Origin of the sequence: Rhizobium sp. 768_B6_N1_8 (assembly GCF_051811225.1) — a bacterium.
Taxonomy (GTDB): Bacteria; Pseudomonadota; Alphaproteobacteria; order Rhizobiales; family Rhizobiaceae; genus Rhizobium.
The window spans coordinates 3,696,847-3,721,693 of the sequence record NZ_JBPWPV010000001.1; the positions used below are offsets into that span (position 1 = coordinate 3,696,847).

The window sequence follows — 24,847 nt, forward strand, 5'->3', positions numbered from 1 at the left end:
TCTTAACCCCTCAATGATTGGCCCCCGGCTAGTTGACGGCCCCCGCCGTCTCATGCCTCGATGAGAAAATCGCCTGCAAATTCGGAAGGATGATGAACTCGCCCCCCCTCTTGACCAGGCAGTTGATGTAATCCGCGCGCCAGCGCATACCCACGCTTGGCGGCGGTTCGCTGGCGCTTTTCGTCAGCGTCGTCACCTCGTTCACCTTGTCGGTACGCATTCCCACGAGTGTCTGCTCCCCCTGCAGATCGACCTCAATGACGATGATGCGGCTATCGATCGTCGCTTCCGAAGCTTCCATCCCAAAGGCGAGACGAAGATCGGCAAGCGGAATGACCTTGCCGCGGAAGTTGATGACGCTGGCGACGAAGGGCTGGCTGCCCGGCACCGCAGTCTCGGGAAGCAGATCCAGGATCTCCTGGACTATGACCGCTTCCAGCGCGAAGGTTTCGCCATTGAGATCGAAGGTCAGAACTTCGATTTCGTCGGCGTAATTCCAGTGCTTGTCGAATTTTTCGGCTGTTGCTGCTGTGCTCATCCTGCCACGCGCAATTGCGCCTCCTGTTGCTGACCCGCGGCAACGAGATGCCCGACGTCAAGAATGAGGGCGACGCTGCCGTCGCCGAGAATGGTGGCGCCAGAGAAGGTCGCCACGTCGTTGTGCAATTTCGACATCGACTTGATGACCGTCTGGTGGTCGCCGATAATCTGATCGACCACGAGGCCGACACGTTCGGTGCCCGTCGAGATGACGACCACCTTCTGATGCACGTCCGGCTTGGTGCCGGTGCGGAAGAGATCGCGAAGCCTCAGGAACGGCACCAGGCTGTCGCGCAGCGAGATGAAGCTGCGCCCACGCGAGCGGAGGTCTTCTTCCAGCGACAGTTCGAGGCATTCCTCGACCGCCGAGAGCGGGATGACGTAGCGGCCGGAACCGACACGCACCAGCAGGCCGTCGATGATGGCGAGCGTCAGTGGGATGCGAAGGGAGACTTCCGAGCCCTGCCCCGGCAGGCTGACGATCTCGATCGCGCCACGCAGCGCCTCGACCGTCTTCTTGACGACATCCATGCCGACGCCGCGGCCGGAGAGATTGGTGATCTGCGCGGCGGTGGAGAAGCCCGGCGCGAAGATGAGCTGCAGCAGTTCCTGATCGGAAAGCGGCTGGCCGGGCGCGATGAGGCCCGAGGATTCCGCCTTCGCGCGAACCCGCTCGCGGTTGATGCCGCGACCGTCATCCTTGATGGAGATGATGACTTCGCCGCCGGACTGGTGGGCGGACAGCGTCACGGTACCGGCTTCCGTCTTGCCGGCGCCAAGGCGTTCGGCTGGCGGCTCGAGGCCATGGTCGATCGAGTTGCGAACGAGGTGCACCAGCGGGTCGGCGAGACGCTCGATGACGGTCTTGTCGACTTCGGTCGTTTCGCCCTCGGTGACGAGTTCGATGACCTTGCCGGTTTCGCGGGCGAGATCGTGTACGAGGCGGCGGAAGCGCGAGAAGAGCGTTCCGACCGGCACCATGCGCAGCACCATCATCGTGTCGCGCAGCTCACCGGAGAGACGTTCGATTTCTTCCGAAACCGAGCGTAGGGCAATATCCGAACTGGAGCTTGCCAGCTGGCTGAGGCGCGACTGGGCAATGACGAGTTCGCCGACACGGTCCATCAGCTCGTCGAGCCGCTCTGCCGGAACGCGGACGTTTTCCTGTGCCTTTGCCTGGGCTGCCGCCTGAACAGGCGCTGGCGTTTCACGCTTCACCGGAACCGCCTCGACCGGGCGGAATTCAGGAGCAGCGGCGGGCACCGGTGCGACAGGTGCTGCGGCAACCGGAACGTCCGGAGCAGGAGCGACGTCCGTCTTTGTCTCGGCCGGTGCGGCTTGCGGGCCGGCGATTTCCTGAACGTCGAGCTCCATGTCATCCATGACGAAGATGAACACGTCGTCGATGGCCGAACGGTCCTGTTCGCTTGTCAGAATGACGTCCCAGGAAACGTAAAGCTCAGTCGGGACCAGATTATCGAGCGGCGGAATGCCTGATGTGTTTGCGCGGACTGTGCATTCGCCGAGATCGCGCAGTTCATCCAGAAGGCCGAGCGGGTTGGTGCCGTTGGCCATGGAATTTGCCGGCAGGCTGAAACGGATGCGCCAGGTCGTTTTCTTCTTGGTGGGAGCGGCGACGGCAGGGGCTGCAGCGGCAAGCGCGACAGCCTCCTTGACTTCGGCCTTGCCGCCGACGGCGGCCTGGAGCTGGGCAAGCAGCTTGTGGCCGGTATCGCCGTGATCGGCATCGGGCTGTTCGACGAGGGCGCGCATATGATCCTGCGCGGCAAGAACGGCGGCGACGAGCTCGGCGGTTGCCGGAACCTCACCCTTGCGGACACGGTCGAAGGCCGTTTCGCAATGATGGGTGAAAGCGGCAAGCGCCTCGAAGCCGAACATCGCACCCGAGCCCTTCAACGTATGAAGGCCGCGGAACACGGCGTCGACGAGGTCCTTGTTTTCGAGGTCGTGGTTGAGGTCGAGAAGGCCGGCTTCGATCGCCTCGAGGCATTCGGCCGCTTCGGTACGGAATACTGCGACTGGATCAAGCGAGCTCATCTGCCAAGAACCTTCTTCACGATCTTAACGAGATTTTCCGGATCGAACGGCTTGGTGAGCCAGCCGGTGGCGCCGGCGGCCTTGGCGCGGGCCTTGAGGTCCGCATCGGATTCCGTCGTCAGGAAGATGATCGGCACGCCGGCCTGAGCGGGCAGCTTCCGCAATTCTTCGATCATCGTCAGCCCGTCCATGACAGGCATATTGAGGTCGGTGACGATCAGGTCGAAATTGCCGCTCTTGGCTGTTGCCAGACCCTCGGCGCCATTGACGGCTTCGGTGACCGTGTAGCCGGCATTGGTCAGCGTGACCTTGGTAGTCAGGCGGATGCTGGCGGAATCGTCGACGGTCAGGATGTTTGCGCTCATAACGTCACCTCTTTATGCAACCAGAACTTCTTGTCTTCTTCATCGAAGGCCTCGGTAAATCCGGCCCGCTCAAGGACCTTGAGAAGCGGACCGCTGGCCGGAGCCGAAAGGGTAAAAGTCTTGCCTTCGGCCTTTGCCTGACGGCGGGCGGCTTCGATGAGCTGAAGAAAACTCAGATCCGCTTCCGCGTTTTCGGGAAGACTTAGAGTAATGTTATTATTGCCGCGAAATCGATCAATAATATTCGAATATACTTCCGAAGCATTACGAATGCTCAGAACTTTCGGAAGGGATATAGATTCGCAATATTGTGCCTGAGTATCCAATGCAGCCTCCATGGTCGGAGAAATACTTAACGACCATAAAAGGACTCTCATGACAGGCTTAACAGTGCGTAAACGGCGGTTGTAGGAAAGTGCAATTACCGCGAGTCTGGACTCCCTGAATTATCATCCAGGATAACTTATACTGAAGCTTTCTCATATGGTAAAATACCACGAAAAAACAGATAGATAAGCTGGACCCGCCGCAGAACCTATCAATTCTTGCCGAATGCCTTCATAGGTTGTTAATCACAACGTTTACGAGTCTGTGGCGTTTACCTGCCGTTTCCATCCTGCCCGTAAAAATAGAGTCAAATTGCCTGTGTTTATAAGTAAAGGTACAAAAGTGACAAACGCGACGGCATCGGCACAGACTGCGCACTACGCATCAGGTTCGGATATCAGCCGTACCCTGGAATCGGCCCGCACCCAGGTCGAGGAACGCTTCCTCGAAGGTGGCACCGTCCTGCTGTCCGTGATGGATGTCCTCAATCGTCTGTTGACGTCACTGGACCAGATCACCAAGGCGCTGGACAACAATGAGGCGAGTGACACCAGCGCCGATCTCAATGCAACCGTCCAGAATCTGATCGAGCTTCCTGGCGCTGAGGAAAACCGCCAGCAGGCTCTGGCGGCACTTGCCCAGACCGGCTCGGAACTACACCGGCATGTCGCGGATATGCAGGAAACGATGCGCTACCTGCGCACCTTCGCGGTCACGGTAAAGATAACGGGTGCCGGCCTCGCCGAATTCGCGGGCTTCGCCCAGGAAATCCTCGAGCGCATCTATTCGGGGACGGACGAAGTCAATCGCTTCGCCACCCATCTCGACAGCCTGCAGAAGGAGGTTAAGCTCGCCCTCTCCTTTGGCAACAGTCTCTCCAAAAGCTATGCCGACACGGTTCCTGCCGTCGCCAGGGCGCTTAAGGACGACGCAAAGAAGATTGCCGATCACCGCCAGAACCTCGGCACCATCGCCCGAGACGTAGGCGCCATCGCTCGCGGCGTACAGGGCAAGGTCGCATCTACGCTTTCGGCGCTGCAGATCGGTGATATCACCCGTCAGCGCATCGAGCATGTGCAGAACACCTTCTCGCTGCTGGAGGATTTCTTCGCGAGCGAAGACGGCGCCAAGCTTGATGGCGATGCGCACAAGCGGCTGCAGAACGTCATTCACCACCTGACGGCCGCGCAGATGGCAGACATCTGCACCGACTTCCAACGGGATTCCCGCAATGTCGTAAAGACCATCGCGAGCTTCAGCCAGGATACGCAGCAAATTCTGAGATTGCGCGACCAGATGAGCGGTCAGAGCGACGGCAGCGGCGGCAATTTCATGCGTGCGCTGGAATCAAGCGTCTCTACTGCCCACGAGATCGTCAAGCAGGTCGATACGGCAAGCCGTCAAGCCGACCAGGTCAGTCAGTCGACGCTCGGCACGGCTGCAACGCTTCTGCAGTCCATTGAGGCGATCCGCGCGGTCAAGACCGATATCCACTATATGGCGCTGAATACCAACCTGCGCTGCAGCCGTCTCGGTGAAGAAGGCAAGTCGATCAACGTCGTCACCGCCGAGTTGCGTATCTTTGCCGGCAAGCTCGATGATTCCGCCGATGCCATCGTCAATGGCCTGCCGGCGCTCGAAGCCTCGGCCGGACGTGTCGCCCCTGCCGCCGGCGCCAAGAATGGCGGCCTTGCCGAAAGCCTCACCTCGGCCGTCGGCACGATCCGCGCTGCGGCCAACCTGATGGAAGACGAGCTCAAGGTACTTGCCGAACATGGCCGCGAGGTCGCGACCAAGATCAACCTGCTGATCGGCAAGCTCGATTTCCAGCATGATCTCGGCGACGTGCTCGCCCGCTGCGCCGACGTGCTGGAAACCGTGGCCGGCGACCAGATCGCCGATATTTCCGACATTGCCGAAGCAATCGCCCCGCTCGACCGCAGGATCTTCAAGCTCTACACCATGGTACAGGAACGCAATGTCCATCGTGACATCATTCCCGCCACTGAGGAAACAACCGCAGCGGCTCCTGCTGAGCCCGCCAAGGCCCAGAGCGACGAGGATCTGTTCGAGGACGCCCTTTTCTAGAAAGACCGCGGGTTAGTTGATGCGGCGGAACTTGTTCGCCGCTTCAATCGCCGCCTTCTGCTGGTCGTCCTCGATGCCGAGATAGAAATCCTCGAGCGACGGGTCGCTCAACCCTGCCCGCCGCGACAGGACATACCATTTGGCAGCCTCGACCGGATCTGGCGCCGTACCGATCGCATTGATGTAGAGATGCGCGAGCTTGTTTTGTGCAGCGACATTGCCCCTATTGGCGGCAATCTTCAGCCATTCGAAGCCGCGCACGTAATCCTTCGGCCCGCCGACGCCGTTGACCAGCCAGATACCCATGTCGAGTTGGGCCGTATCGAAGCCCGCTCGCGCCGCGCGCGCCATCCACTCGCGGGCCAGCTGCTTCTTGTCTTCGGGCAGGTCTGGTACCTGCTGATAGATCTGCGCTACCGCATATTGCGCGTCTGCGATGCCCTGCTCCCCCGCCTTTTCATAATAAGGCAGGGCAAGTTTCAATCCCTTGTCGCCGGGATTGTCGGCAACGAGCGTCTGCGCCCAATTGAATTCTGCGGATGAATTTCCGGCATCGGCCGCCTTGCGCATATATTCGTCGGCCTTCGCCTTGTCGCGCGTGACGTTATTGCCCTCCATGAGGAGCAACGCATATTTGAACATGGCAGTCGGATCGCCGCCCTCCGCCGCCTTGCCGTACCAGAAGGCAGCGTTCTTCATGTCCCGCTTAACGCCGAGGCCCTGCGACAGGATTTCGGCGATCAGGGTCTGGGCCGCTGGATCGCCGAGTTGCGCCCGTGGCAGCGCCTTGTCCATAGCGGTCAGATAATAGCCACGCTGATAGGCGCCGAACGCCTCGTCGATTTGACCCTTATATTCCTTTTCAGGTGGCAGGTCGGGCAGCTTCGCGCCCATGCGATCGAAAACCCCGACACCATCAGACGGCACAATACCCTGCGGCTGCGCTCGGTCGGTACGGAATGTCTGGCTGGGTGTCGCCGAGGGCTCGGTAGTCGCCTCATTTGCCTGCGCCGGCGCAAATTCCGGCCGGACCGCCAGCAAGACGGTCATACAAAGGAGAGCGCATCTCGAAAAGCGGGCGGGGATCGGCATAGGCGCGATATCAATCCTCAAACCGTGGCGCTTTTTCGTCAAGCAAGGCATTGATCTGAGCCACGATCGAGGGCGTCTGAGCCGGCTCGGCAAACACGCCCATGCGCATCGCCACAAACTCGGCCCCAGTCTCCGCAACGGCAAGCGCGGAAGCCGGATCAGTGCCGCCCATGACGATGCACGGGATTTCGATCATCGACGCCCACCACTCGGCAAGCGCCAGGTTCTTCGGATGCGCCTCCGGCTTGATGTCGCCGTCGAGCTTGCCGAAGAAGATATAGTCGGGCCGCTCCTCGCCGACTGCGAGCGCTGTATGCCGGTCGGCGGCATTGCCGCCACCGACAATCAGCTTGTCGGCATAACGATCGATCGCATCGGCAATCTCGCTTGCCGGTCCGGCGATGTGCAGGCCATCGGCCTTCGAACGACCGACGACGCGGCTGTCGCCGGCAATCAGCGCCGCGGCACCGGCGTCCTGAATGATGGGCACGAGCTTTTCAGCGTGTTTCTGGAAGCTGCCGTCATCGAGACCGTATTGCGGCAGGATAACGGACGCAACATCGCCGCCCTTCAACGCATCGGCAACGATCTTCGCCCTTTCATCGGCATCGGCGATATCAGGCACAACGAGAACAAGGCGGCAGCGGTTTTCCGGTTCGGTCATGAAGTCTTTCCATCTGCGGCGGTTTTTCCTGCTCTATGGCGGATCCGCACTCGTTTTGAGTGAGTAATTCCGATAGAGGGGGCTTGCAAGGGGAGGAACTTCAAAAGCATGCCGCAAGATCTGTCATTCTACTACGCCGCAATCCCGGCTGTCATTCTTGTCGGGCTTGCCAAAGGCGGGATGGGCGACGCTTTGTCGCTGATCGGCCTTCCCTTTCTCGCCCTCGTCGTAGCACCCGTCGAAGCCGCCGCGATCCTGCTCCCCATCCTCGTCTTCATGGACATGATATCGCTGGTCATCTGGCGCCAGCACGGCGACTGGACGACGCTGAAGATCATGCTGCCTGGCGCCCTTCTCGGCATTGCTTTCGGCTGGGCCACCTCTGCTCTCGTGCCGGGCAGCATGCTGCGCATTCTCATCGGCGCCGTCACCGTTGCTTTCTGTCTGCGTTATTTCTGGAACAATTTCGGCCCCGGCAAAGGTATAGTCATCCCGCCACGACCTCAGCGCCCGGTGCTGGCAAGCCTTTGGGGCACGTTTTCCGGTTACGGCAGCTTCGTTGCCCATGCCGGCGGCGCGCCTTTCCAGGTCTACGCCCTGCCGCTCAAGCTGCCGCCACGCGAATTCACCGGCACCAGCGTGCGCTTCTTCGCCATTCTGAACGCTGTAAAGCTCGTTCCGTATTTTGCGCTCGGCCAGCTCGACACCCGCAACCTTCTGGCCTCTGCCACGCTCTTGCCCTTCGCCCCGCTGGCAACGATTGCCGGTGCATGGTGTGTGCGGCGCATGAAGCCGCAGATATTCTACCCCTTCATGTATGCCATGGCGCTGATCGCTGCTTTCCTGATCCTGCGCGAAGGCTTGCTCGAATAGGGTTGTGTTCCGTTGCGATGCACAATTTCCTTGCTGCAAAGGCCTGTTTGACGTAGCTTTTTGTGATGTCGAACACGGACCCCTTCGCTGCGATTGCCGATCCGAACCGGCGGTTCTTGCTGGAGGAATTGCGGCGCGCGCCGAAGACGGTCAATGAGCTTGCCGAGGGCCTGCCGATCAGTCGTCCTGCCGTGTCGCAACACCTGAAAGCGCTGCTCGAAAGCAACCTCGTTTCCGTGACCTCGGAAGGAACGAAGCGCATTTACACGGTCAATAACCGTGGCTTCGACAAGCTCAATCTCTGGCTGGATCAGTTCTGGGCCTAAGGCGCCCCTCATCGTAAAAACGCCAGCCCGATGCCGCATGCAAGGGACTGGCGCTTGATTTCGGTTATTCACCGGGTCTTGCTTGATGGTCTAGAAAATTGGGGAATTTACCTTTTCTTTCACAAGACAGATGTCCGGCGATAGCCTGGAAAGATCAATGGACGGATGACTTGAGACGCTCGATCTCGTCCTTGATGCGCAACTTACGGCGCTTGCATTCGGCAAGTTCAGTATCGGAAATAGAGGGAGATGTTCTCAGGGCATGCAACTCCTCCTCGAGAGCGACATGCTTTTTCTGGAGCGATTCAAGATGAGCTTGAACAGTCATTTGACCCTTCCTTCCTCTTACCCTTCCCCAGCCATCCATTGCTGGAGATCCAAGGTGTCAACCAGCGGACTGTGACACATTTTTAAAGGCTTGTCGAAGGCCAAAAGATGGAGACTAAGCGGCAAATTCATGATCAACACTAACTTCCCGTTACCTCTATTTGGTGATAGGAGCTTGCGGAAATTATCGGCAGACCGGACAAGGTCCGAAGACGACTATGGGGAATATAAATGGCCGATCAGGAACAGGCGGAAATCAGGCTCATGGTGGCGCGTCTGCGCCAGGAGCACGAGGATTACGACGCCGCGATCAACGCCATGATTGAGACGGGCTGCGATGCCCTGCGCATCCAGCGCATGAAGAAGAAGAAGCTGGTCATCAAGGACAAGCTCTCCAAATTAGAAGACCAGATCATCCCTGATATCATCGCCTGAAGGAACGATTGTGACGATGACAGACAGACCACCAGTCGCCATTATCATGGGCAGCCAGTCCGACTGGGAAACCATGAAGAATGCTGCCGATACGCTGGAGGCGCTGGAAATCGAGTATGATGCGCGCATTATCTCGGCTCATCGCACACCCGACCGGCTCGTAACCTTCGCCAAGGGCGCACGTGCCGAAGGCTTCAAGATCATCATCGCAGGCGCAGGCGGCGCGGCGCACCTTCCGGGCATGACGGCGGCAATGACGCCGCTGCCGGTCTTCGGCGTGCCCGTGCAGTCAAAGACAATGTCCGGCCAGGACAGCCTGCTGTCCATCGTCCAGATGCCGGGCGGCATCCCCGTCGGCACGCTTGCCATCGGCAAGGCCGGCGCGATCAATGCAGCACTTCTTGCTGCGGCAGTCCTTGCCCTCTCGGACGAGGAAATCGCAGAGCGCCTCGACGAATGGCGCGAGCGCCAGAGCGCCTCCGTCGCCGAATATCCGATGGACGATCTCTGATGGTCAGGACAATAGGCATCATCGGCGGCGGCCAGCTCGGCCGCATGCTTGGCATGGCCGCAGCCCGGCTGAACTTCCGCACAATCATATTGGAGCCGCAGGCCGACAGCCCTGCCGCTCAGCTCGCCAACCAGCAGATCGTCGCCGCCTATGATGACCCATCAGCGCTCGCCGAACTGACTGGGCTCTGCGATGTCATAACCTACGAATTCGAGAACGTGCCCGTCGCCGCTGCCGAAATGCTGGCAAAGAGAGTGCCCGTCTATCCGCCGCCGAGGGCATTGGAAGCTGCGCAGGACCGGCTGGTCGAAAAGCGCTTCATCAATGGTTGCGGCATCCCGACGGCTCGTTTCCATGCCATCGACAGTCAGGCCGATCTCGATTCGGCGCTAGCGGATTTCGGCAGCCAGGGCGTACTCAAGACCCGCCGCCTCGGTTATGACGGTAAGGGCCAGAAGGTCTTCCGGTCAGCAACCGACAGTGCTGAGGGCGCCTATGCGGAACTAGGCTCGGTGCCGCTCATCCTCGAAAGCTTCGTCGCCTTCGAACGCGAGGTCTCGATCATCGCCGCCCGCGCCACCGACGGCACTGTGCTCTGTTTCGACCCGGCCGAAAACGTGCACCGCAACGGCATCCTGCATACGTCGACGATTCCGGCGACAATCTCCGCCGCCACCGCCGATGCGGCGCGCAAGGCTGCCGAACAGATTCTCACCGCGCTCGATTATGTCGGCGTCATCGGCATTGAGTTCTTCGTGCTGGCCGATGGCAGCCTGATCGCCAACGAGATGGCGCCGCGCGTACACAATTCCGGCCACTGGACGGAAGCCGCCTGCATCGTCTCGCAATTCGAGCAGCATATCCGTGCCGTCGCCGGCCTGCCGCTCGGCAATCCGCGCCGCCATTCCGATTGCGTGATGCAGAACCTGATCGGTGACGATATCCTTGCCGTTCCGGACTGGCTGAAGCGTGACGACACGCTGGTGCACCTCTACGGCAAGACCGAGGCGCGCGCCGGCCGGAAGATGGGCCACGTGACGACGCTGACGGGCAAAGCCTGCTGAGCCGTTTGCCCGGCCGGCACCTGAAACCCACGGAAAAAAGCCTTCACGTGGTTGACACAAGGCGGAGGTCGGGTTATCTGCTCCCCCACCTAAAGAGCGCGCCCAGCCGGCGCGCTTTTGATTGTTAAAAGACACGGGCGAATGTGAATTCCCCCAGAAACATCGCGGATCAGAAAAATGAAGATCAAGAATTCGCTCAAGTCGCTCAAGGCGCGTCATCGTGACAACCGTCTCGTTCGCCGCAAGGGCCGCATCTACATCATCAACAAGCAGAACCCGCGCTACAAGGCTCGTCAGGGCTGATTGCGCGTATCCGGTTTGCCTGCCCTCAGGCGGGCATATCGGTTGGTCGCTTCGGTGATCACGCCAAATTTGTTTGATCTTCAGCGATGGCGGGCTAATATGTCCGCCATGCGCTTTTTTGCCTTGACCTCAGCGGCGCTGCCGCTTGCCCTCACCCTGTTCGCTCCTGCTCTTCCCGCTATGGCTCAGCAGAAGGACGTTATCGTCGAACAGCCGGCTGATTCCGATTCGTCTCCAAAGCAACGTCTCGACCAGCTCTATGGGCAGCTGAAGCGTGAGCGCGACCCCGACAAGGCAAGCAGCATCGCCAATCAGATCCGCATGGAATGGAACGATTCCAACAGCGCGACGATCAATCTCCTGATGCAATGGGCCGACAAGGCGATCGAGGAAAAGCGCAATCCGGCAGCGCTCGATTTTCTCGATGAAGCCATCGCCCTGAAGCCCACCTATGCCGAAAGCTGGAACCGTCGTGCAACGCTGAACTTCGTGCTCGGCAACTATCGCAAATCGATGGCCGACATCGAACAGGTGCTGAAGATCGAGCCCCGCCATTTCGGCGCCCTGTCAGGCATGGCGGCTATCCTTGCCACCACGGGCAATGATCAGATTACCCTCAAGGCCTGGGAGCGCGTTCTGGATGTCTACCCCGCCGATCGCACCGCGCAGGAGCAGGTCAGCACGCTCTCGGAAAAGCTTGCCGGCAGCCGCACCTGACAGATCCGGCGCGCACTTGACGGCGTAGGAAGGCGCACAATCTTAGCTCAATGATATCGTCACTGTGCGGTTAGTGCCATGCTTGCCGAATTCTCTGCCCTCCTCGCCTCCATCGCCGCCGCCATCGGCTATTCCTCCTACAAGGCCCGCCAGTTCGAACACGCCTATCCCAATATCGGCGAACTGACCGATATCGGCGGCTATAGCTTGAATGCCGTGCATGTTCCGCGCCCCGACACCGCCGATCTTCCGCCCCTGGTCTTCATTCACGGAGCAAGCGGCAATTTGCTCGACCAGACCGGCGCCTTCCGTGAACCACTGGAGGGCCGCGCCGAGATGCTCTTCGTCGATCGACCCGGTCACGGCTACTCGGAACGTGGCGGGTCGGAAAACGCGCTGCCCTCAGGCCAGGCCGATGCCATTGCCAAGCTGATGGAAAAGCGCGGCATCGAAAAGGCTGTTATCATCGGCCATTCCTTCGGCGGCGCAATCGCTGCGGCCTTCGCTGTCCGCCATCCCGACAAGACAGCCGGCCTGTTATTCCTCGCGCCGGCCTCCCATCCATGGCCAGGCGGCATCGACTGGTATTATCATGTCGCGACAACACCGCTTGTCGGCTGGCTCTTCAATCATGCGGTCGTCGTGCCCCTCGGCCTGCGGCGGCTGGAACGCGGCACGCTGAACGTCTTTCATCCCAATCCCCGGCCTCTCGATTACGTGGCCAAGACTGGTCCGTCGTTGGTGCTGCGGCCGCGCGCCTTTTACAACAACGCCACAGACTTCAAACGGCTCCATGAATATCTGACGGCCAACGCGCCACACTATTCCGAAATATCAGCGCCAACCGTCATCATCACCGGTGACAAGGACGAGATCGTCTGGGAGCATCTGCATTCGCGCGGATTGGCGCGGGATATCAAGGGGTCGGAACTTATCATGGTCAGGGGCGTCGGCCACAAGCCTGACTATCTTGCGACCGACGTCGCTATTGCCGCCATGGAGAAGATTGCCGGCAAGCCGCATGACCTTGCAGCGATTGCCCGCAAGGCGGAAGAGCGGCTTGCCGGCTCTTCCATCAATCAGACGGTCGGAACGGTACCGCCGTCGATCGTATATTCCGCACCGTGAATGGAGGCGGCGCGGGGCGAGACCAGGAAGGCCACGAGCTCCGCCACCTCTTCCGGGCGGCCCGGCCGGCCGATCGGTATGCCGCCCAGCGATTCCATCAGCAGCCTGCGGCCACCATCTTCGTCGGTACCGGCCTCATCAGCGATGCGCCGGATCAGGGCGGTGGCAGCCGTGGTCTCGATGAAGCCCGGCGCGATCGTATTCACCCGAACGCCCTTCGGCCCGACCTCTTTCGACAATCCCTTGCTGTAATTCGACAATCCTGCCTTGGCCGCCGCATAGGCAAGTGTGGCTTCATAAAGCGGCAGCCGCCTCTGGATCGAGGAAATATGGATGATGACGCCATGGCCGCGCTCGATCATGCCGGGCAGGAATGCCCTGTCGAGCCGCACCGGCGCGAGCAGATTGGCATTGATATCCGCCTGCCAATGCGCATCCGTCAGCGCCGCAAAACCGCCGCTTGGTGCCGATGAACCGCCGACATTGTTGACCAGAATATCGAGACCGCCGAAGACCTCCAGCGCCCTCGACGCGACGCTATTCACGCCTTCCGCCGTGCCGATATCTGCCTGAATGAAGAGCGCCGGCACCTGCCCCTCGGGCAGCGGCGAACGTGCGGTCGTCGCGACCCGTGCGCCGGCTGCGGAAAGTCGCCGCACGATCGCTTCACCCATGCCCTTCGTGCCGCCTGTGACAAGAACACGCTTGCCGATGAACTCGTTCGGATCGAACGAAAATGCCGATACGACAGTCATGCACTGATCTCCAGATGCGTGATTATGCCGCCGGCAAGCGTGAAGTGATAGTATAGTGTGACAGGGCTACCCGGAAAATTCCCGGAGACCAGCGCAGCCACAACCGGCTTGTCTGCGTCGCCGGAAATCTCCCTGGCATCGACCGTCACACCATATTTGCGCGTCGTCTCCTCCATCCATTCGCGGATGTCGACATGACCGCGCCTGTCGTCGCCCTCATCGCGCACGCTGGCATCTGCCGCAAAGCAGGCAAGCATGCCGTCGATATCCTTCTGATTCTTGGCGGCGTAATAGGCGGCCAGCGGTTTCGGAAGCTCGATACTCATTCGGAAACTCCTCTTCGGTTGCTTCGCGAAAAGAATGGGCATAGGCTTACCAGATGACAAGAACCTACAAAAAAGTCAGGTACTTACCTGAAAGTAAGGTACTGCGATGACACCCTATTCCGCAGCGACCGGCGTCGAAAACGTGCTGAAGATTCTGGAAGGGCGATGGAAGCTCATCATTCTTTTCCACCTCTTCGGCGGCAAGGTGCTGCGCTTTTCCGATCTCGAACGCGCCATTCCCGCCATCTCGCAAAAGATGCTGATCCAGCAGCTCCGCCAGATGGAAAACGACGGTATCGTGCTGCGCATCGTCCATCATCAGGTGCCGCCCAAGGTGGAATATCGCCTGACGGATTGGGGTCAGGCCCTTTGCCCCGCTTTGGACGCCCTGCTGAAATGGGCGACCCTGAGGGACAAGGACCTGACCGGCATGGTTTTCGCACCCGAGGAAGCCGTCGACGGTACTGTCTGAGCGTTCAAGCCGCGAGGTGAATGCCACCATCGCAGGTCAGGACGTGACCGCTCACGAAGCCGTTCGAGACCAGGAAAGCGACGGCCTTGGCGACATCATCGGGCTGGCCGATGCGACCGACCGGCGTGCGCCCGGCAAAATCCTGGAACACTGCCTGACGCTGTTCGGCTGGCAGGAAATCCCACCACGGCGTATCGATCACACCAGGCGAAACGCCATTCACGCGCAGTGGCTTCAACTCGGCAGCAAGCACCCGCACCATCGCCTCGATCCCCGCATTGATGGCGGCAAGGCCTGCAGTTCCCGGCATCGCGGCCTGCGCACTCACGGCGGACACGAAAGTAATGCTGCCGTCTGGCCGCAGGAACGGCAGAGCCGCCTGCGCCGTCGCCGCATGCGGGATGAGCTTCGTCTGGAAGCCGGCAACCAGGTCGGCCATGTCAAGCGTCGCGAAGGGACCGGCGCCATGGCCGCTGCCCAGCGCCAGCACGAGATGATCGAAGGATCCGAGACTCTCGAAGGCCTGCTTCACGGTGGCGGGATCTCGGGCATCGATGGCAATCATTCCGATCTCGCCGGAAAGATGATCAGCCGATGCCTTGAGCTTCGCCTCGTCCCGCGCAGCGATGGTGACCCGAAATCCTTGTTCCAGAAGCAGTCTCGCCGAGGCAAGGCCGATACCCGAAGAGCCGCCGATAACGACTGCGTGCTGCAATGACATGAGAATACTCCTTTGGATGATCAAACTTCCGGCTTTCATTGCCGGGAGTGCTCTCATCTTGCGGAGTCCCAAAATCGCAAACAGGCCTGATTTTATCCTGGTATCGATACTGATATGATCGTCGCCATGGATCAGAAGCTGGACACGTTCGAAGCCCGCCGTCGCGAATTCGCGGCCTTCCTGCGCTCGCGCCGTGAGCGCCTCCGCCCGGCCGATGTCGGCCTGCCCGACGGTTTTCGCCGCCGCACGCCGGGGCTCAGGCGCGAAGAGCTCGCCATGATCGCCGGTGTCGGCACCACCTGGTACACCTGGCTGGAACAGGGGCGCGACATCCGCCCCTCCCCGCAGGTGCTGAACGCGCTTGCGGATGCGCTTCGCCTTGATGAGGCCGAACGCCAGCATCTCTTCACCCTGAATAGCCGCCAGTCGCCGCAGCCGCTTTCGTCCGCGCCGGAAGTGGTCGATGAGCCGCTGCGCCGAATGCTGGATAATCTGACCCACCAGCCGGCCTATGTGCTGGGTCGCCGCTGGGACGTGCTGGCCTGGAACCGTGCCGCCGACCTACTCTTCGGCGGGTATGACCGGCTGGGGCCGGACGAGCGCAACACCATGCACCGGCTGTTTGCCGATGATTTCCATCGCAGCCTGCTGGTCGACTGGGAGGCAGTCGCCCGCGTCTCGCTCGCCATGTTCCGCGCCGACAGCGCCCGCTATGCCGGCGACCCTGATTTCGAGCGGCTCATCGGTCTGCTCCAGCAGGCAAGTCCGGAATTCCGCGCCTGGTGGCCACGCCATGAGGTCGTGGCTCCGCTCACCGGCGTGAAGCGCCTGAACCATCCGGTCAAGGGCCTGATGTCCTTTGAACATACGGGCCTTGCGCTGATGAGCCAGCCGGATATGAAGCTGATCGTCTACACGCCTCTCGACGAGCACGACACGAACAGGAAACTCGCCGAGCTTCTTGCCTGATCATTGCCTGCCGCAGAAGCGACGCCATATCTTTCCCATCGCCGTCCTTTGAGGGGAAATTCATGGATCGCCTTCCCAGACAATCCGTCGCTATTCTCGCCGCCATTTCGCTTTGCCTCGCCCCATTGCCGGCTTTTGCCGCCTCGCCGGCACCCGTCGAAGCTGAGCATGGCATGGTCGTCACCGCCCAGCATCTGGCAACCGATGTCGGCGTCGATGTCTTGAAGAGCGGCGGTAATGCCGTCGATGCCGCGGTCGCGGTGGGCTACGCGCTGGCCGTCGTCTATCCGACGGCCGGTAATCTTGGCGGCGGTGGGTTCATGACGATCCGGATGAAGGATGGAAAAACAACCTTCCTTGATTTCCGCGAACGCGCACCGCTTGCGGCAACCAAGACCATGTATCTCGATGCTAAAGGCGACATTGTCCCACGCGCCAGTCTCGATGGTTATCTCGCCGTCGGCACACCAGGTTCGGTCATGGGCTTTGAGACAGCCCGCGAGAAATACGGTACCAGGAAGCGTGAAGAACTGATCGCCCCAGCTTTAAAATATGCGAAGGAAGGCTTTACGCTCGAACAGGGCGATGCAGCCACTTTCGCGACCAGCGCCAAACGGCTCGCCAAGGATGAAGAGGCCGCCAAAATCTTCCTGAAGGCCGGTGGCAGCCCCTATGCGTCGGGCGAAAAGCTGGTGCAGCCGGATCTTGCGGCTGTCCTGCAATCCATCTCCGAAAAAGGCCCCGATGCGTTCTACAAAGGTGCGCCTGCCGAGGCAATCGTCAATGCCAGCCAGGCCAAGGGCGGCATTCTCGCCAAGGAGGATTTCGAGCAGTACAAGGTGCGGGAACTGAAGCCGATCGAGTGCAATTACCGCGGCTATGACATCATTTCCTCGCCGCCGCCCTCCTCCGGCGGCGTCATCATCTGCGAGATCTTGAACGTCCTCGAAGGCTATCCGCTTTCTTATCTCGGCTACGGATCGGCAGAAACCGTTCACATCATGGTCGAGGCCATGCGTTATGCCTATGTGGACCGCAACGCCGCACTCGGCGACCCTGACTTCATCGACAATCCCGTCTCCAAACTGCTGGACAGAAGTTATGCGGCGTCAATTCGTGCCAAGATCGATCCGTACAGGGCCGGCACCTCGGCCAATCTGAAGCCGCTGGGCGGCAAGGAAAGCACCGAGACGACCCATTATTCGATCATCGACGACGAGGGCAATGCAGTCGCCGTGACCTATACGCTGAACGGCTCCTTCGGCGCTGGCGTCGTTGCACCCGGCACCGGCGTGCTCCTCAACAACGAGATGGACGACTTCACCTCCAAGCCCGGCGTGCCGAATCTCTATGGCCTCGTACAGGGCGAGGCCAATGCCATCGCGCCGAAGAAGACGCCGCTTTCTTCCATGAGTCCGACGATCGTCACCAAGGATGGCAAGCCCTTCATGGTGATCGGCAGCCCCGGCGGTTCGCGCATCATTACGATCACCCTGGAAGCAATCCTCAACGTCGTCGATTTCGGCATGAACATCAGCCAGGCGGTCAACGCACCGCGCGTCCATCATCAGTGGCAGCCGGACACCGTCTACCTGGAGCCTTTTGCGCTCTCGCCGGATACCGAAAAGGCGCTCGCCGCAATGGGCTACAAGCTTGATGGCGGAAATGATGCACCGGTCTGGGGGCAGGCCGCCGGTATTCTCGTCGGTGGCAAGAGCCTTGCAGCCATCCAGAAGGGCGGCGGCGCCCGCTACAACGGCGCAATGGACAACCGCGCGACCGAAGGCTCAGCCAACGGTTATTGAACAGCCGCTTAGCGGATCCTGACCCGAACGAAATCGCCATCGATCTCGACGCGTGGCATCGCGCCCGACACGCTTGGCTTCAGGGCATCGACCCAGGAAGCCTTTGCCGTCACCTTGTAATCGACCGACGCGTTGTCTCCGAAACCAAGATAGGCATCGAGAGCACGAGCGCGGATCGATACTCTCTCGTCCGCTTCGACCCTGTCGAAATCGAGGGAAGCCCGCAAGGCGTCTGCGCGAATATCGATGCCCCCAGCATGGCCGTCCAATGTGATGTCGGCCGCCTTTCCGGCAATCGCAAGCTCGGAAAAATGCCCAGTGAGCCTCGCCGTGAAAGCGCTCTGATCGATCCGGAGAGCAGCACCAGCAGGCACATTGGCATTGACCTCGATCATGCAATCTGACGGGTCCAGCCACGACGATGCGGCGATATCGATATGCAAAACTGTGCCTTCCACCCGCATGGCGCTATTGTCGCGGCAATCGGCAAAATACCAACTTGAATACCAGGACGAGAACCAGCCCTTCCGTCGCCCGCTGAGCGATGCGCCATAGGACTGGTCGCTTCGCGTGGTGATGTTGATCGAGCTTGCGTCACCACTGATGGCAATCGCACGCACGCCGGAAAGATCGGGAATTGCAGTTGTCGATACCTTGTCCGGCGGAGCGGCCGCAGAAACTACCAGAAGCACCGGCATCACAAGAAGAATGATCATCGGAATCCGTCCATGAATGAAGCCCTCCCGTCGAGGACACTTTCAGGAATGGATTTTCAGCCCCTATTTCGAGACCTCGATCACGATCCGGGTCGACCGCGAACGCAATCGGGTTCATTCTGAGGATCGTTGTTGCTACCGGATATCGCCGATGATCTTCGTTCCCTTGCCCTTCGTCGTGGCTCTGCTGCTTGCCATCCTGCTGATCCGCATGCTGCGGCAGGGAGATGGGGCGCTTGCCGAAAAGCGGCCTTTCCTATTGTTGATCGGGTTCTACATCCTCCAGTCCATAGTGATCGGCATCCGCTGGGGTTACGACGTCATCGCGATCATGCCGATTCAATCGTTGATCGCGACAACAATCGCGGCCATCGCCTGGGTCTGCTTCAAGGGGCTTGCTGTGGAAGAGCAACCCACCCTTTCCCGTTTCTGGCCACATCTTCTGCCGACAGCCGCAATCGCAGTCTTGATCGCACTCTATCCAGAGCCGATTAGCCTCGCCATCATTCTGATCTTCCTCTTCTATGGCGGCGCGCTGCTCTGGCTTGCCCGGCATGGACCTGATGTTCTCGTATCCTCCCGCCTCGACGGTGCAGTGCTGTCCTATCGTTCGCTGCAGATAACCGGCTTTGCCCTCATCGCCTCCGCCGTCACCGACGTCATCATCAGCTTCGATTTCACCAAGACCGGCGGCATTCATGCGGGCGCCATCGTCGCACTCGGCAATGTCATTGCTCTCCTGATCCTCGGCACCGCCGCTTCGGTAGCAAGTGGCGGCAGCAGTGCAGAAGCGACCTCCGCGGAGCTACCGCCGCCACCACCGGCAACGGAAGAAGACGGTGCCGTCGCCGCTGCCCTCGACACGCTGATGCGCGCCCGTCAGCTCTATCGCGATCCCGATCTCAATCTCACCCGCATTGCCCGCAAGATGAATCTCCCGGCCCGGCGCGTCTCCACGGCCGTCAACCGCATCCACGGCATGAGCGTCTCGCAATATGTGAACGACTTCCGTATCCGCGCCGCCTGCGAGCAGTTGGTCGGCACCGATCATCCGATAACGCAGGTGATGTTCGACTCCGGCTTCATCAGCAAGTCCAATTTCAATCGCGAATTCGCGCGCATGAACGGCGAAAACCCCACACAATTCAGAAAGCGGCGCGTCCCGCGGGAATCGGGTGGCGCCGCGTCCAATGTCATATTCATGTCACCGTGACAAAGTCGCCGTTCACAAGCAAAGATGCGCGCTCTATGCATGAGCGGCATTAAAGCAGAAGAGATTCCCATGGCCTCCATTGAAATGATCGTTGCCGCCAGGGCCCGCCTGCGCGGACATGCGCGGCGCACGCCGCTTCTCTCCTCCCCCTTCCTCGATGAAATCGCCGGCCGGCGGGTGCTCGTGAAGGCCGAATGCCTGCAGCATTCCGGCTCCTTCAAGTTCCGCGGCGGCTGGTCTGCCGTCTCGGGCATCGATCCGGAACTGCGCAAGAAGGGCGTCATCGCATTCTCTTCCGGCAATCATGCCCAGGGTGTTGCGCTGGCCGCACGCATGCACGGCGTTCCCTCCGTCATCATCATGCCAAGCGATGCGCCGAAGCTGAAGATTGCCAATACGCGCGCCTTCGGCGCCGAAGTGATGCTCTATGACCGCGCCAATGAAGACCGCGACGAGATCGGCGCGAGACTTTCGGCCGAACGCGGACTGACGCTCATCAAGCCTTTCGACGAACCGCTGGTCATTGCCGGCCAGGGCACGACTGGGCTGGAAATCGCCGAACAGGCGGAGGAGGAAGGCGTCAGGAATGCCGAAGTCCTCGTTCCCTGCGGTGGCGGCGGCCTGAGTTCGGGCATCGCCCTGGCATTGGAAGCGAGTGCGCCGGGCTTCCGTGTCCGTCCCTGCGAACCGGAAAATTTCGACGACACCACGCGATCGCTTGCATCGGGCAAGATCGAGCGCAATGCCACCATGAGCGGGTCGATCTGCGATGCGATCGTCACGCCGCAACCGGGCAACATCACCTTCCCGATCCTCAAGCGTCTGGCCGGACAGGGTATTGTAGTGACAGATGATGAGGCGTTGCGCGCCGTAGCCCTCGCCTTCACCCGCCTCAAGATCGTCGTCGAGCCGGGCGGAGCCGTCGCTCTTGCCGCCGCACTCTTCCATGGCGACCAGCTGGAGAGCGACACGGCCGTCGTCGTCACCTCCGGCGGCAATATCGACGCCGACGTGTTCATCACTGCACTCGAACGCTTCGGCTAACGCTCGACAACGCTCTCGAAGACCCTGATCGCGATCGGCGACGACCTCGATCATGATCGGGGTCTCGCTCACCTGAAAAACAGCGAAAACCTCGTCTCGCCGCCATATGGCGGTCTTCGTTCCGAGGTTTCCATGAGACATCTTCTCACCCTGCTGCTGTCGGCCTGCCTTCTTGCTGTCAACACTCCGGCACATGCGGCCGACCCTGTCGGTCTGTCCTTTCTTTCGGTTCCGGTGTCCGAACGCCACGGCACCATGGAGATCTCACTCTGGTATCCGGCCTTAGCAGGCGGAACGCCCATCCTGATCGGAGACAGTCCGCTTTTCAAAGGCGAGACCGCGCAACGGGACGCACCGGCCGCTGCCGGCGATTTTCCGCTGATCCTGCTTTCGCATGGCGGTCTGAAATCCGGCCCTTTCATCGGCGCCTGGATGGCGTCGCGCCTCGCTTCGAAAGGCTTCGTGGTGGCAACGATGCGCCAGCCGGATCCGCAGACAATGACGAGCGAGGAGAGCATTCATGAAATTTGGCTGCGGCCCGCCGATCTCTCAGCCGCCCTGACCGCGATCGAGAAGGACAGCACACTACCTGCAAAGATAGACCGAAACCGTATCGGCGTGCTGGGCTTCCTCATCGGCGGAACATCCGCACTTTCGCTTGCGGGCGGCAGCCTGGATCCGGAAAGCTTTGCGCGTTCCTGCGGTCCCAATGGCACCGGCGTAGACTGCGCCGAGTTCGCCAGAGCCGGTATCGATCTCCACTCCGTCGACAGACAGCAACTCAGCCGCTCTCATCTAGACACGCGGGTGAAGGCGGTCGTCGTCATCGATCCTGAATTCGGCGCCAGTTTCACACCCGAAAGCCTCAAGCGCATATCGATCCCGGTCCGCCTTATCAATCTCGGCACGCCGGCGACCATCTGGCCTGGGCTGCGGATATCAGGCCTTAAGGACACTATACCCAACGCGCGCTACGATCTCCTGGGCGATACTTCGCAATATGGTGCCTTCAGCGAATGCAAGCCGGGAGGCGCTGCGATCCTTCAGGAAGAAGGTGAAGAACCTCTCTGTGACGATCCCGAGGGAACGAGCAGGGCCACGATCCACGATCGCCTCGCTGAGAATATCGCAGCGGCCTTCCGCACGGATCTCCCCCAATAGAAAACATCGTCCGCAGCGACCTGCCGCGGACGATGTCTTCGCCATCGATCGTCTTCAGGCGATCTTGTAGCGCGCAGCCGGAGCCGAACGCGACAGGTTTGGCATCAGCGCCTGGCGGGCCTGTTCATAGGCAGCAAGCAAGCCGGCATCTTCAAGCGCCGGGATCGTCGCAAATTCTCCCTCGGCGAGACCTGCCAGCGAGGCATCGACCATGTTTTCCGCCGACATGACGATCTCGCCCGGCAGGTGCTCGACCGGCGTGCCGGCAATGCCCCAGAATTCGGTAGCCGTGGCACCCGGCAGCACGACTTGAACGCGAATATTCTTGTCGGCAAGCTCGTGCTTCAGCGACTGGCTGAAGGCGAGCACGAAGGCTTTGCTACCGCCATAGACACCGTTCAGGACCTCGGGCGCGATTGCGACGATCGAGGCAATGTTGATGATTGTGCCGCCACCGCGGGCAACGAGACCTGGAACCGCAGCATAGGTCAGCCGCGTCAATGCCGTCACGTTGAGCTCGATCATTTCCTGCATCTTGTCGACGTCGGACGCGAGCAGCGGCGCCGTGCCGCCGAAGCCGGCATTGTTGACGAGCAGGGTAATGCTCTGATCTTCCTTCAGCACCTTCTCGACCTTGGCAAGATCGTCCTTCTTGCCGAGATCGGCGGACAGCGTCTCTACGGTCCGGCCCGTCTCATCGGTCAGCCGGCTTGCCAGTGCCTTCAGCCGATCACCGTTGCGGGCGACGAGGATGAGATTGTAGCCCTGTTTCGCCAGCCGGTGTGCATAGATCGCGCCGATGCCCGAAGAGGCGCCTGTGACCAGCGCCGTACCCTTATGTTCTTGTGCCATGATCGTTTCTCCATTTCGTGCGCCAGCCCGATTGCCTTGCGCTTGCGGAGAGTTTTACGCCCGATTGCCGATGTCCCAAATGTCATATATACCACCTTTTAAGACATCCACTTTTCAGGACATGATGACCATGCAGCAAATCGGCTTCCTGCTTTTTCCCGGTTTCCAGATCATGAGCCTTGCCGCCGTCTCGGCCTTCGAATTCGCCAATCTCGAGATCGGCGAGAAAGTCTATGACATCCATTATCTCTCGGAGACCGGCGGTCCCATCGCCAATTCGCTGGGCATGATCGTCGAAACGGAAGCCTTCGGCGATCCCGGTTTCGACACACTGATCGTCGCCGGCGCGCCTGACATCAAGCTGCCCAACGAAGCCGAGGCGGATTTCATTCGCGCCGCCCTCCCCGCTGTCCGCCGCCTCGCCTCGATCTGTACCGGCGCCTTCCTGCTTGCCGATGCCGGCGTTCTTGATGGCCGCCGCGCCACGACCCACTGGTATCGCGCCCGCGAACTGCAGAGCCGTTACCCTGAAATCAGGATGGAAGAGGACCGCATCTACATCATCGACGGTTCCGTCTGGACCTCGGCAGGTATGACGGCGGGTGTCGATCTGGCTCTGGCCATGGTCGAGAAAGATCATGGCCTGGAGATCGCCCGCGCTGTTGCCCGCAAGCTGGTCGTCTATCATCGTCGCGCCGGCGGCCAGTCGCAGTTTTCCGCCCTTCTGGAACTGGAGCCGAAATCCGACCGCATCCAGAAGGCGCTTGCGCATGCCCGCAGCAATCTGAAATCCACCCTCTCGGTCGAGGAACTGGCCGAGGCTGCACATCTGAGCCCCCGCCAGTTCAGTCGTACCTTCCGCGCCGAAACAGGTCAGTCCCCCGCTAAAGCAGTCGAGAACCTGCGGCTGGAGGCGGCCCGCCTGATGATGGAGCAGGGCCGCCATCCGATCGAGGTCGTCGCCCGCGAGACCGGCTTTGCCGATCGCGAGCGCATGCGACGCGCCTTCCTGCGGGCTTTTGGCCAGCCGCCACAAGCGATTCGCCGGGCGGCACAGCAGGAACTGCTGGCGTGATGCACGCACCCGGCAAAGCCGGATGCATCTTCTCTGTCCTAGCCTTGTTGAAGCGCCCTACGGATGGCAATCTCGACAGGCGAGTAGGCGCCGTCCTCACGCGTAAGCCGCAAGGGTTCTGAAGGCGCAAGGCCCGGCTGCGCCATGAAGCGCGGTTCCTTGCCGCGATGCGTCTGCGCGGCATGGATCAGGAACGGGTGGCACAGATAGACCGTGCCCGCCTGCCCCGTTGCAAGAGCAAGCGGCCTCTCCTCACCGACATGCTCCAGCCACAGATGCGCCATGCCGGCTTCGCCAGCCGGCTCCAGTAGCTTCGCGATATCCTTGTGCGACCCGACCCGGATACGCGTCGGCGCATCGTTCTCCCCGACATCAGAGAACAGGAAGAGCATCAGGAGTGCCCGTCCGCGCGAGGTGATGTTCACCCGCCAGACGGAAAAATCCCGCTGTTCATTCGGGTCGCCTTCGTCCCCCGGAAAGCTCAGGTCCACATGCCAGCCGGCATCGCAGGGATCGTCCGGGTGCGGGAAGCGGACCGGGAAGCTGCCAAGACCGCTGCGTGGTTCCCAGCGTCCTTTGCCGACGAGCTGATCGAAAGCCGAATGCAGCAGGGGCGTGTTGACCGCCGTCTCGAACGGCCCGCCGCCATAACCAGCAAGCCGGACGACCGGCCGCACCCAGCTTTTCGGATCATCGGCATCGAAGGGAATGTCCCGCCACATGATGTCGCGGGCCTTCGCGGCCACATCCCGGGGAAAAGCATCATCGATCCGCACGAAGCCGTCTTCGATGAATTGCTCGATCTGCACGGCGCTGAGCGCCGGCGGGTAACCAGTAGATGTCATGAAATATGTCTCTATCGCCAAACCCTGCCGGCATTGTCCATCGGCCGAATGCAGGGTGGTTACAGTTCACGGCAA

General features: G+C 60.6%; 29 protein-coding genes. 16 read left to right on the forward strand and 13 right to left on the reverse strand.

Features of this window, described 5'->3' with window-relative positions; translation table 11 throughout:
* Positions 1-28: 28 nt before the first annotated feature.
* Genes AB8B33_RS19010 through AB8B33_RS19025 form a run of 4 tightly spaced genes read right to left on the reverse strand, consistent with a single transcriptional unit; the run spans position 29 to position 3,289 of the window.
* A complete protein-coding gene (locus AB8B33_RS19010; RefSeq protein ID WP_007826497.1) occupies positions 29-538 on the reverse strand; it encodes a chemotaxis protein CheW in 510 nt (169 codons plus the stop codon).
* Positions 535-2,598, reverse strand: coding sequence for a chemotaxis protein CheA (locus tag AB8B33_RS19015; protein ID WP_310383543.1), 2,064 nt, complete (start codon positions 2,596-2,598; stop codon positions 535-537). Before AB8B33_RS19015 ends, AB8B33_RS19010 begins: the two co-directional genes overlap by 4 nt.
* A complete protein-coding gene (locus AB8B33_RS19020; protein WP_112544064.1) occupies positions 2,595-2,963 on the reverse strand; it encodes a response regulator in 369 nt (122 codons plus the stop codon). The genes AB8B33_RS19015 and AB8B33_RS19020 overlap by 4 nt, the downstream gene beginning before the upstream one ends.
* The gene (locus tag AB8B33_RS19025; RefSeq protein ID WP_439016518.1) at positions 2,960-3,289 is read right to left on the reverse strand and encodes an STAS domain-containing protein; all 330 of its coding nucleotides are present in this window, start codon (positions 3,287-3,289) and stop codon (positions 2,960-2,962) included. The genes AB8B33_RS19020 and AB8B33_RS19025 overlap by 4 nt, the downstream gene beginning before the upstream one ends.
* Before the next feature lie 343 nt (positions 3,290-3,632).
* Between AB8B33_RS19025 and AB8B33_RS19030 the strand changes: the two genes are divergently transcribed.
* Positions 3,633-5,378 carry a chemotaxis protein gene (locus tag AB8B33_RS19030; RefSeq protein ID WP_439016519.1) on the forward strand — a complete coding sequence of 582 codons (1,746 nt, stop codon included), beginning with the start codon at positions 3,633-3,635 and terminating at the stop codon, positions 5,376-5,378.
* A gap of 12 nt (positions 5,379-5,390) precedes the next feature.
* Here the strand turns inward: AB8B33_RS19030 and AB8B33_RS19035 are convergent, their stop codons facing one another.
* Positions 5,391-6,470 (reverse strand): tetratricopeptide repeat protein, encoded by a 1,080-nt coding sequence (locus AB8B33_RS19035; protein ID WP_113320895.1) that lies wholly within the window; start codon positions 6,468-6,470, stop codon positions 5,391-5,393.
* A gap of 10 nt (positions 6,471-6,480) precedes the next feature.
* Entirely contained in the window at positions 6,481-7,134 is a 654-nt protein-coding gene (locus tag AB8B33_RS19040) for a thiamine phosphate synthase (protein ID WP_439016520.1), read from the reverse strand.
* Between the two features lie 108 nt (positions 7,135-7,242).
* On the opposite strand from AB8B33_RS19040, the gene AB8B33_RS19045 reads away from it, so the two are divergent.
* Positions 7,243-8,007 (forward strand): sulfite exporter TauE/SafE family protein, encoded by a 765-nt coding sequence (locus tag AB8B33_RS19045; RefSeq protein ID WP_439016521.1) that lies wholly within the window; start codon positions 7,243-7,245, stop codon positions 8,005-8,007.
* Positions 8,008-8,072: 65 nt separating this feature from the next.
* A complete protein-coding gene (locus tag AB8B33_RS19050; protein ID WP_025669780.1) occupies positions 8,073-8,333 on the forward strand; it encodes an ArsR/SmtB family transcription factor in 261 nt (86 codons plus the stop codon).
* A 154-nt stretch (positions 8,334-8,487) separates the two neighbouring features.
* Here AB8B33_RS19050 and AB8B33_RS19055 read toward each other — a convergent pair whose 3' ends face one another.
* Positions 8,488-8,661, reverse strand: coding sequence for a YdcH family protein (locus AB8B33_RS19055; RefSeq protein WP_007826474.1), 174 nt, complete (start codon positions 8,659-8,661; stop codon positions 8,488-8,490).
* A gap of 230 nt (positions 8,662-8,891) precedes the next feature.
* Between AB8B33_RS19055 and AB8B33_RS19060 the strand changes: the two genes are divergently transcribed.
* The 6 genes from AB8B33_RS19060 to AB8B33_RS19085 all read left to right on the forward strand — a co-directional run bounded on the left by AB8B33_RS19060 (position 8,892) and on the right by AB8B33_RS19085 (position 12,818).
* Positions 8,892-9,095 carry a YdcH family protein gene (locus tag AB8B33_RS19060; RefSeq protein ID WP_007826473.1) on the forward strand — a complete coding sequence of 68 codons (204 nt, stop codon included), beginning with the start codon at positions 8,892-8,894 and terminating at the stop codon, positions 9,093-9,095.
* 16 nt (positions 9,096-9,111) lie between these two features.
* Positions 9,112-9,606 (forward strand): 5-(carboxyamino)imidazole ribonucleotide mutase, encoded by a 495-nt coding sequence (purE, locus tag AB8B33_RS19065; protein ID WP_162728560.1) that lies wholly within the window; start codon positions 9,112-9,114, stop codon positions 9,604-9,606.
* Positions 9,603-10,670, forward strand: a complete 1,068-nt coding sequence (locus tag AB8B33_RS19070; RefSeq protein ID WP_439017276.1) for a 5-(carboxyamino)imidazole ribonucleotide synthase — start codon at positions 9,603-9,605, stop codon at positions 10,668-10,670. Before purE ends, AB8B33_RS19070 begins: the two co-directional genes overlap by 4 nt.
* Before the next feature lie 177 nt (positions 10,671-10,847).
* Positions 10,848-10,973 (forward strand): type B 50S ribosomal protein L36, encoded by a 126-nt coding sequence (ykgO, locus tag AB8B33_RS19075; RefSeq protein ID WP_007826467.1) that lies wholly within the window; start codon positions 10,848-10,850, stop codon positions 10,971-10,973.
* Positions 10,974-11,072: 99 nt separating this feature from the next.
* The gene (locus AB8B33_RS19080; protein ID WP_113181450.1) at positions 11,073-11,690 is read left to right on the forward strand and encodes a hypothetical protein; all 618 of its coding nucleotides are present in this window, start codon (positions 11,073-11,075) and stop codon (positions 11,688-11,690) included.
* Positions 11,691-11,768: 78 nt separating this feature from the next.
* On the forward strand, positions 11,769-12,818 hold the full coding sequence (locus tag AB8B33_RS19085; protein WP_439016522.1) for an alpha/beta fold hydrolase: 1,050 nt from the start codon (positions 11,769-11,771) through the stop codon (positions 12,816-12,818).
* Here the strand turns inward: AB8B33_RS19085 and AB8B33_RS19090 are convergent.
* Complete coding sequence (locus AB8B33_RS19090) at positions 12,770-13,573, reverse strand: SDR family oxidoreductase (protein ID WP_439016523.1); 804 nt, start codon at positions 13,571-13,573, stop codon at positions 12,770-12,772. The genes AB8B33_RS19085 and AB8B33_RS19090 overlap by 49 nt on opposite strands.
* Positions 13,570-13,899: a nuclear transport factor 2 family protein gene (locus tag AB8B33_RS19095; protein WP_439016524.1), complete on the reverse strand. Its 330-nt coding sequence runs from the start codon at positions 13,897-13,899 to the stop codon at positions 13,570-13,572. The genes AB8B33_RS19090 and AB8B33_RS19095 overlap by 4 nt, the downstream gene beginning before the upstream one ends.
* A gap of 106 nt (positions 13,900-14,005) precedes the next feature.
* On the opposite strand from AB8B33_RS19095, the gene AB8B33_RS19100 reads away from it, so the two are divergent.
* Positions 14,006-14,371, forward strand: a complete 366-nt coding sequence (locus AB8B33_RS19100; RefSeq protein ID WP_439016525.1) for a winged helix-turn-helix transcriptional regulator — start codon at positions 14,006-14,008, stop codon at positions 14,369-14,371.
* A 4-nt stretch (positions 14,372-14,375) separates the two neighbouring features.
* On the opposite strand, the gene AB8B33_RS19105 is transcribed toward AB8B33_RS19100, so the two are convergent.
* Complete coding sequence (locus tag AB8B33_RS19105; RefSeq protein WP_439016526.1) at positions 14,376-15,092, reverse strand: SDR family oxidoreductase; 717 nt, start codon at positions 15,090-15,092, stop codon at positions 14,376-14,378.
* 114 nt (positions 15,093-15,206) lie between these two features.
* Here AB8B33_RS19105 and AB8B33_RS19110 point away from each other — a divergent pair, with 114 nt between their 5' ends.
* The gene (locus tag AB8B33_RS19110) at positions 15,207-16,061 is read left to right on the forward strand and encodes a helix-turn-helix transcriptional regulator (protein WP_310383573.1); all 855 of its coding nucleotides are present in this window, start codon (positions 15,207-15,209) and stop codon (positions 16,059-16,061) included.
* Positions 16,062-16,123: 62 nt separating this feature from the next.
* On the forward strand, positions 16,124-17,866 hold the full coding sequence (gene ggt / locus AB8B33_RS19115; protein ID WP_439016527.1) for a gamma-glutamyltransferase: 1,743 nt from the start codon (positions 16,124-16,126) through the stop codon (positions 17,864-17,866).
* Between the two features lie 8 nt (positions 17,867-17,874).
* On the opposite strand, the gene AB8B33_RS19120 is transcribed toward ggt, so the two are convergent.
* Positions 17,875-18,582 (reverse strand): hypothetical protein, encoded by a 708-nt coding sequence (locus AB8B33_RS19120; RefSeq protein ID WP_439016528.1) that lies wholly within the window; start codon positions 18,580-18,582, stop codon positions 17,875-17,877.
* Between the two features lie 151 nt (positions 18,583-18,733).
* On the opposite strand from AB8B33_RS19120, the gene AB8B33_RS19125 reads away from it, so the two are divergent.
* From AB8B33_RS19125 to AB8B33_RS19135, 3 genes are all read left to right on the forward strand, one after another.
* On the forward strand, positions 18,734-19,795 hold the full coding sequence (locus tag AB8B33_RS19125; protein WP_439016529.1) for a helix-turn-helix domain-containing protein: 1,062 nt from the start codon (positions 18,734-18,736) through the stop codon (positions 19,793-19,795).
* A 69-nt stretch (positions 19,796-19,864) separates the two neighbouring features.
* Positions 19,865-20,839 carry a threonine ammonia-lyase gene (locus AB8B33_RS19130; RefSeq protein ID WP_439016530.1) on the forward strand — a complete coding sequence of 325 codons (975 nt, stop codon included), beginning with the start codon at positions 19,865-19,867 and terminating at the stop codon, positions 20,837-20,839.
* Positions 20,840-20,971: 132 nt separating this feature from the next.
* Positions 20,972-22,000 carry an alpha/beta hydrolase family protein gene (locus tag AB8B33_RS19135; protein WP_439016531.1) on the forward strand — a complete coding sequence of 343 codons (1,029 nt, stop codon included), beginning with the start codon at positions 20,972-20,974 and terminating at the stop codon, positions 21,998-22,000.
* 54 nt (positions 22,001-22,054) lie between these two features.
* On the opposite strand, the gene AB8B33_RS19140 is transcribed toward AB8B33_RS19135, so the two are convergent.
* Positions 22,055-22,852, reverse strand: coding sequence for an SDR family NAD(P)-dependent oxidoreductase (locus tag AB8B33_RS19140; RefSeq protein WP_113320909.1), 798 nt, complete (start codon positions 22,850-22,852; stop codon positions 22,055-22,057).
* A 130-nt stretch (positions 22,853-22,982) separates the two neighbouring features.
* On the opposite strand from AB8B33_RS19140, the gene AB8B33_RS19145 reads away from it, so the two are divergent.
* A complete protein-coding gene (locus AB8B33_RS19145) occupies positions 22,983-23,927 on the forward strand; it encodes a GlxA family transcriptional regulator (RefSeq protein ID WP_113320975.1) in 945 nt (314 codons plus the stop codon).
* A 38-nt stretch (positions 23,928-23,965) separates the two neighbouring features.
* Here the strand turns inward: AB8B33_RS19145 and AB8B33_RS19150 are convergent, their stop codons facing one another.
* Positions 23,966-24,772, reverse strand: coding sequence for a phytanoyl-CoA dioxygenase family protein (locus tag AB8B33_RS19150; protein ID WP_113320910.1), 807 nt, complete (start codon positions 24,770-24,772; stop codon positions 23,966-23,968).
* Positions 24,773-24,847: the final 75 nt, after the last annotated feature.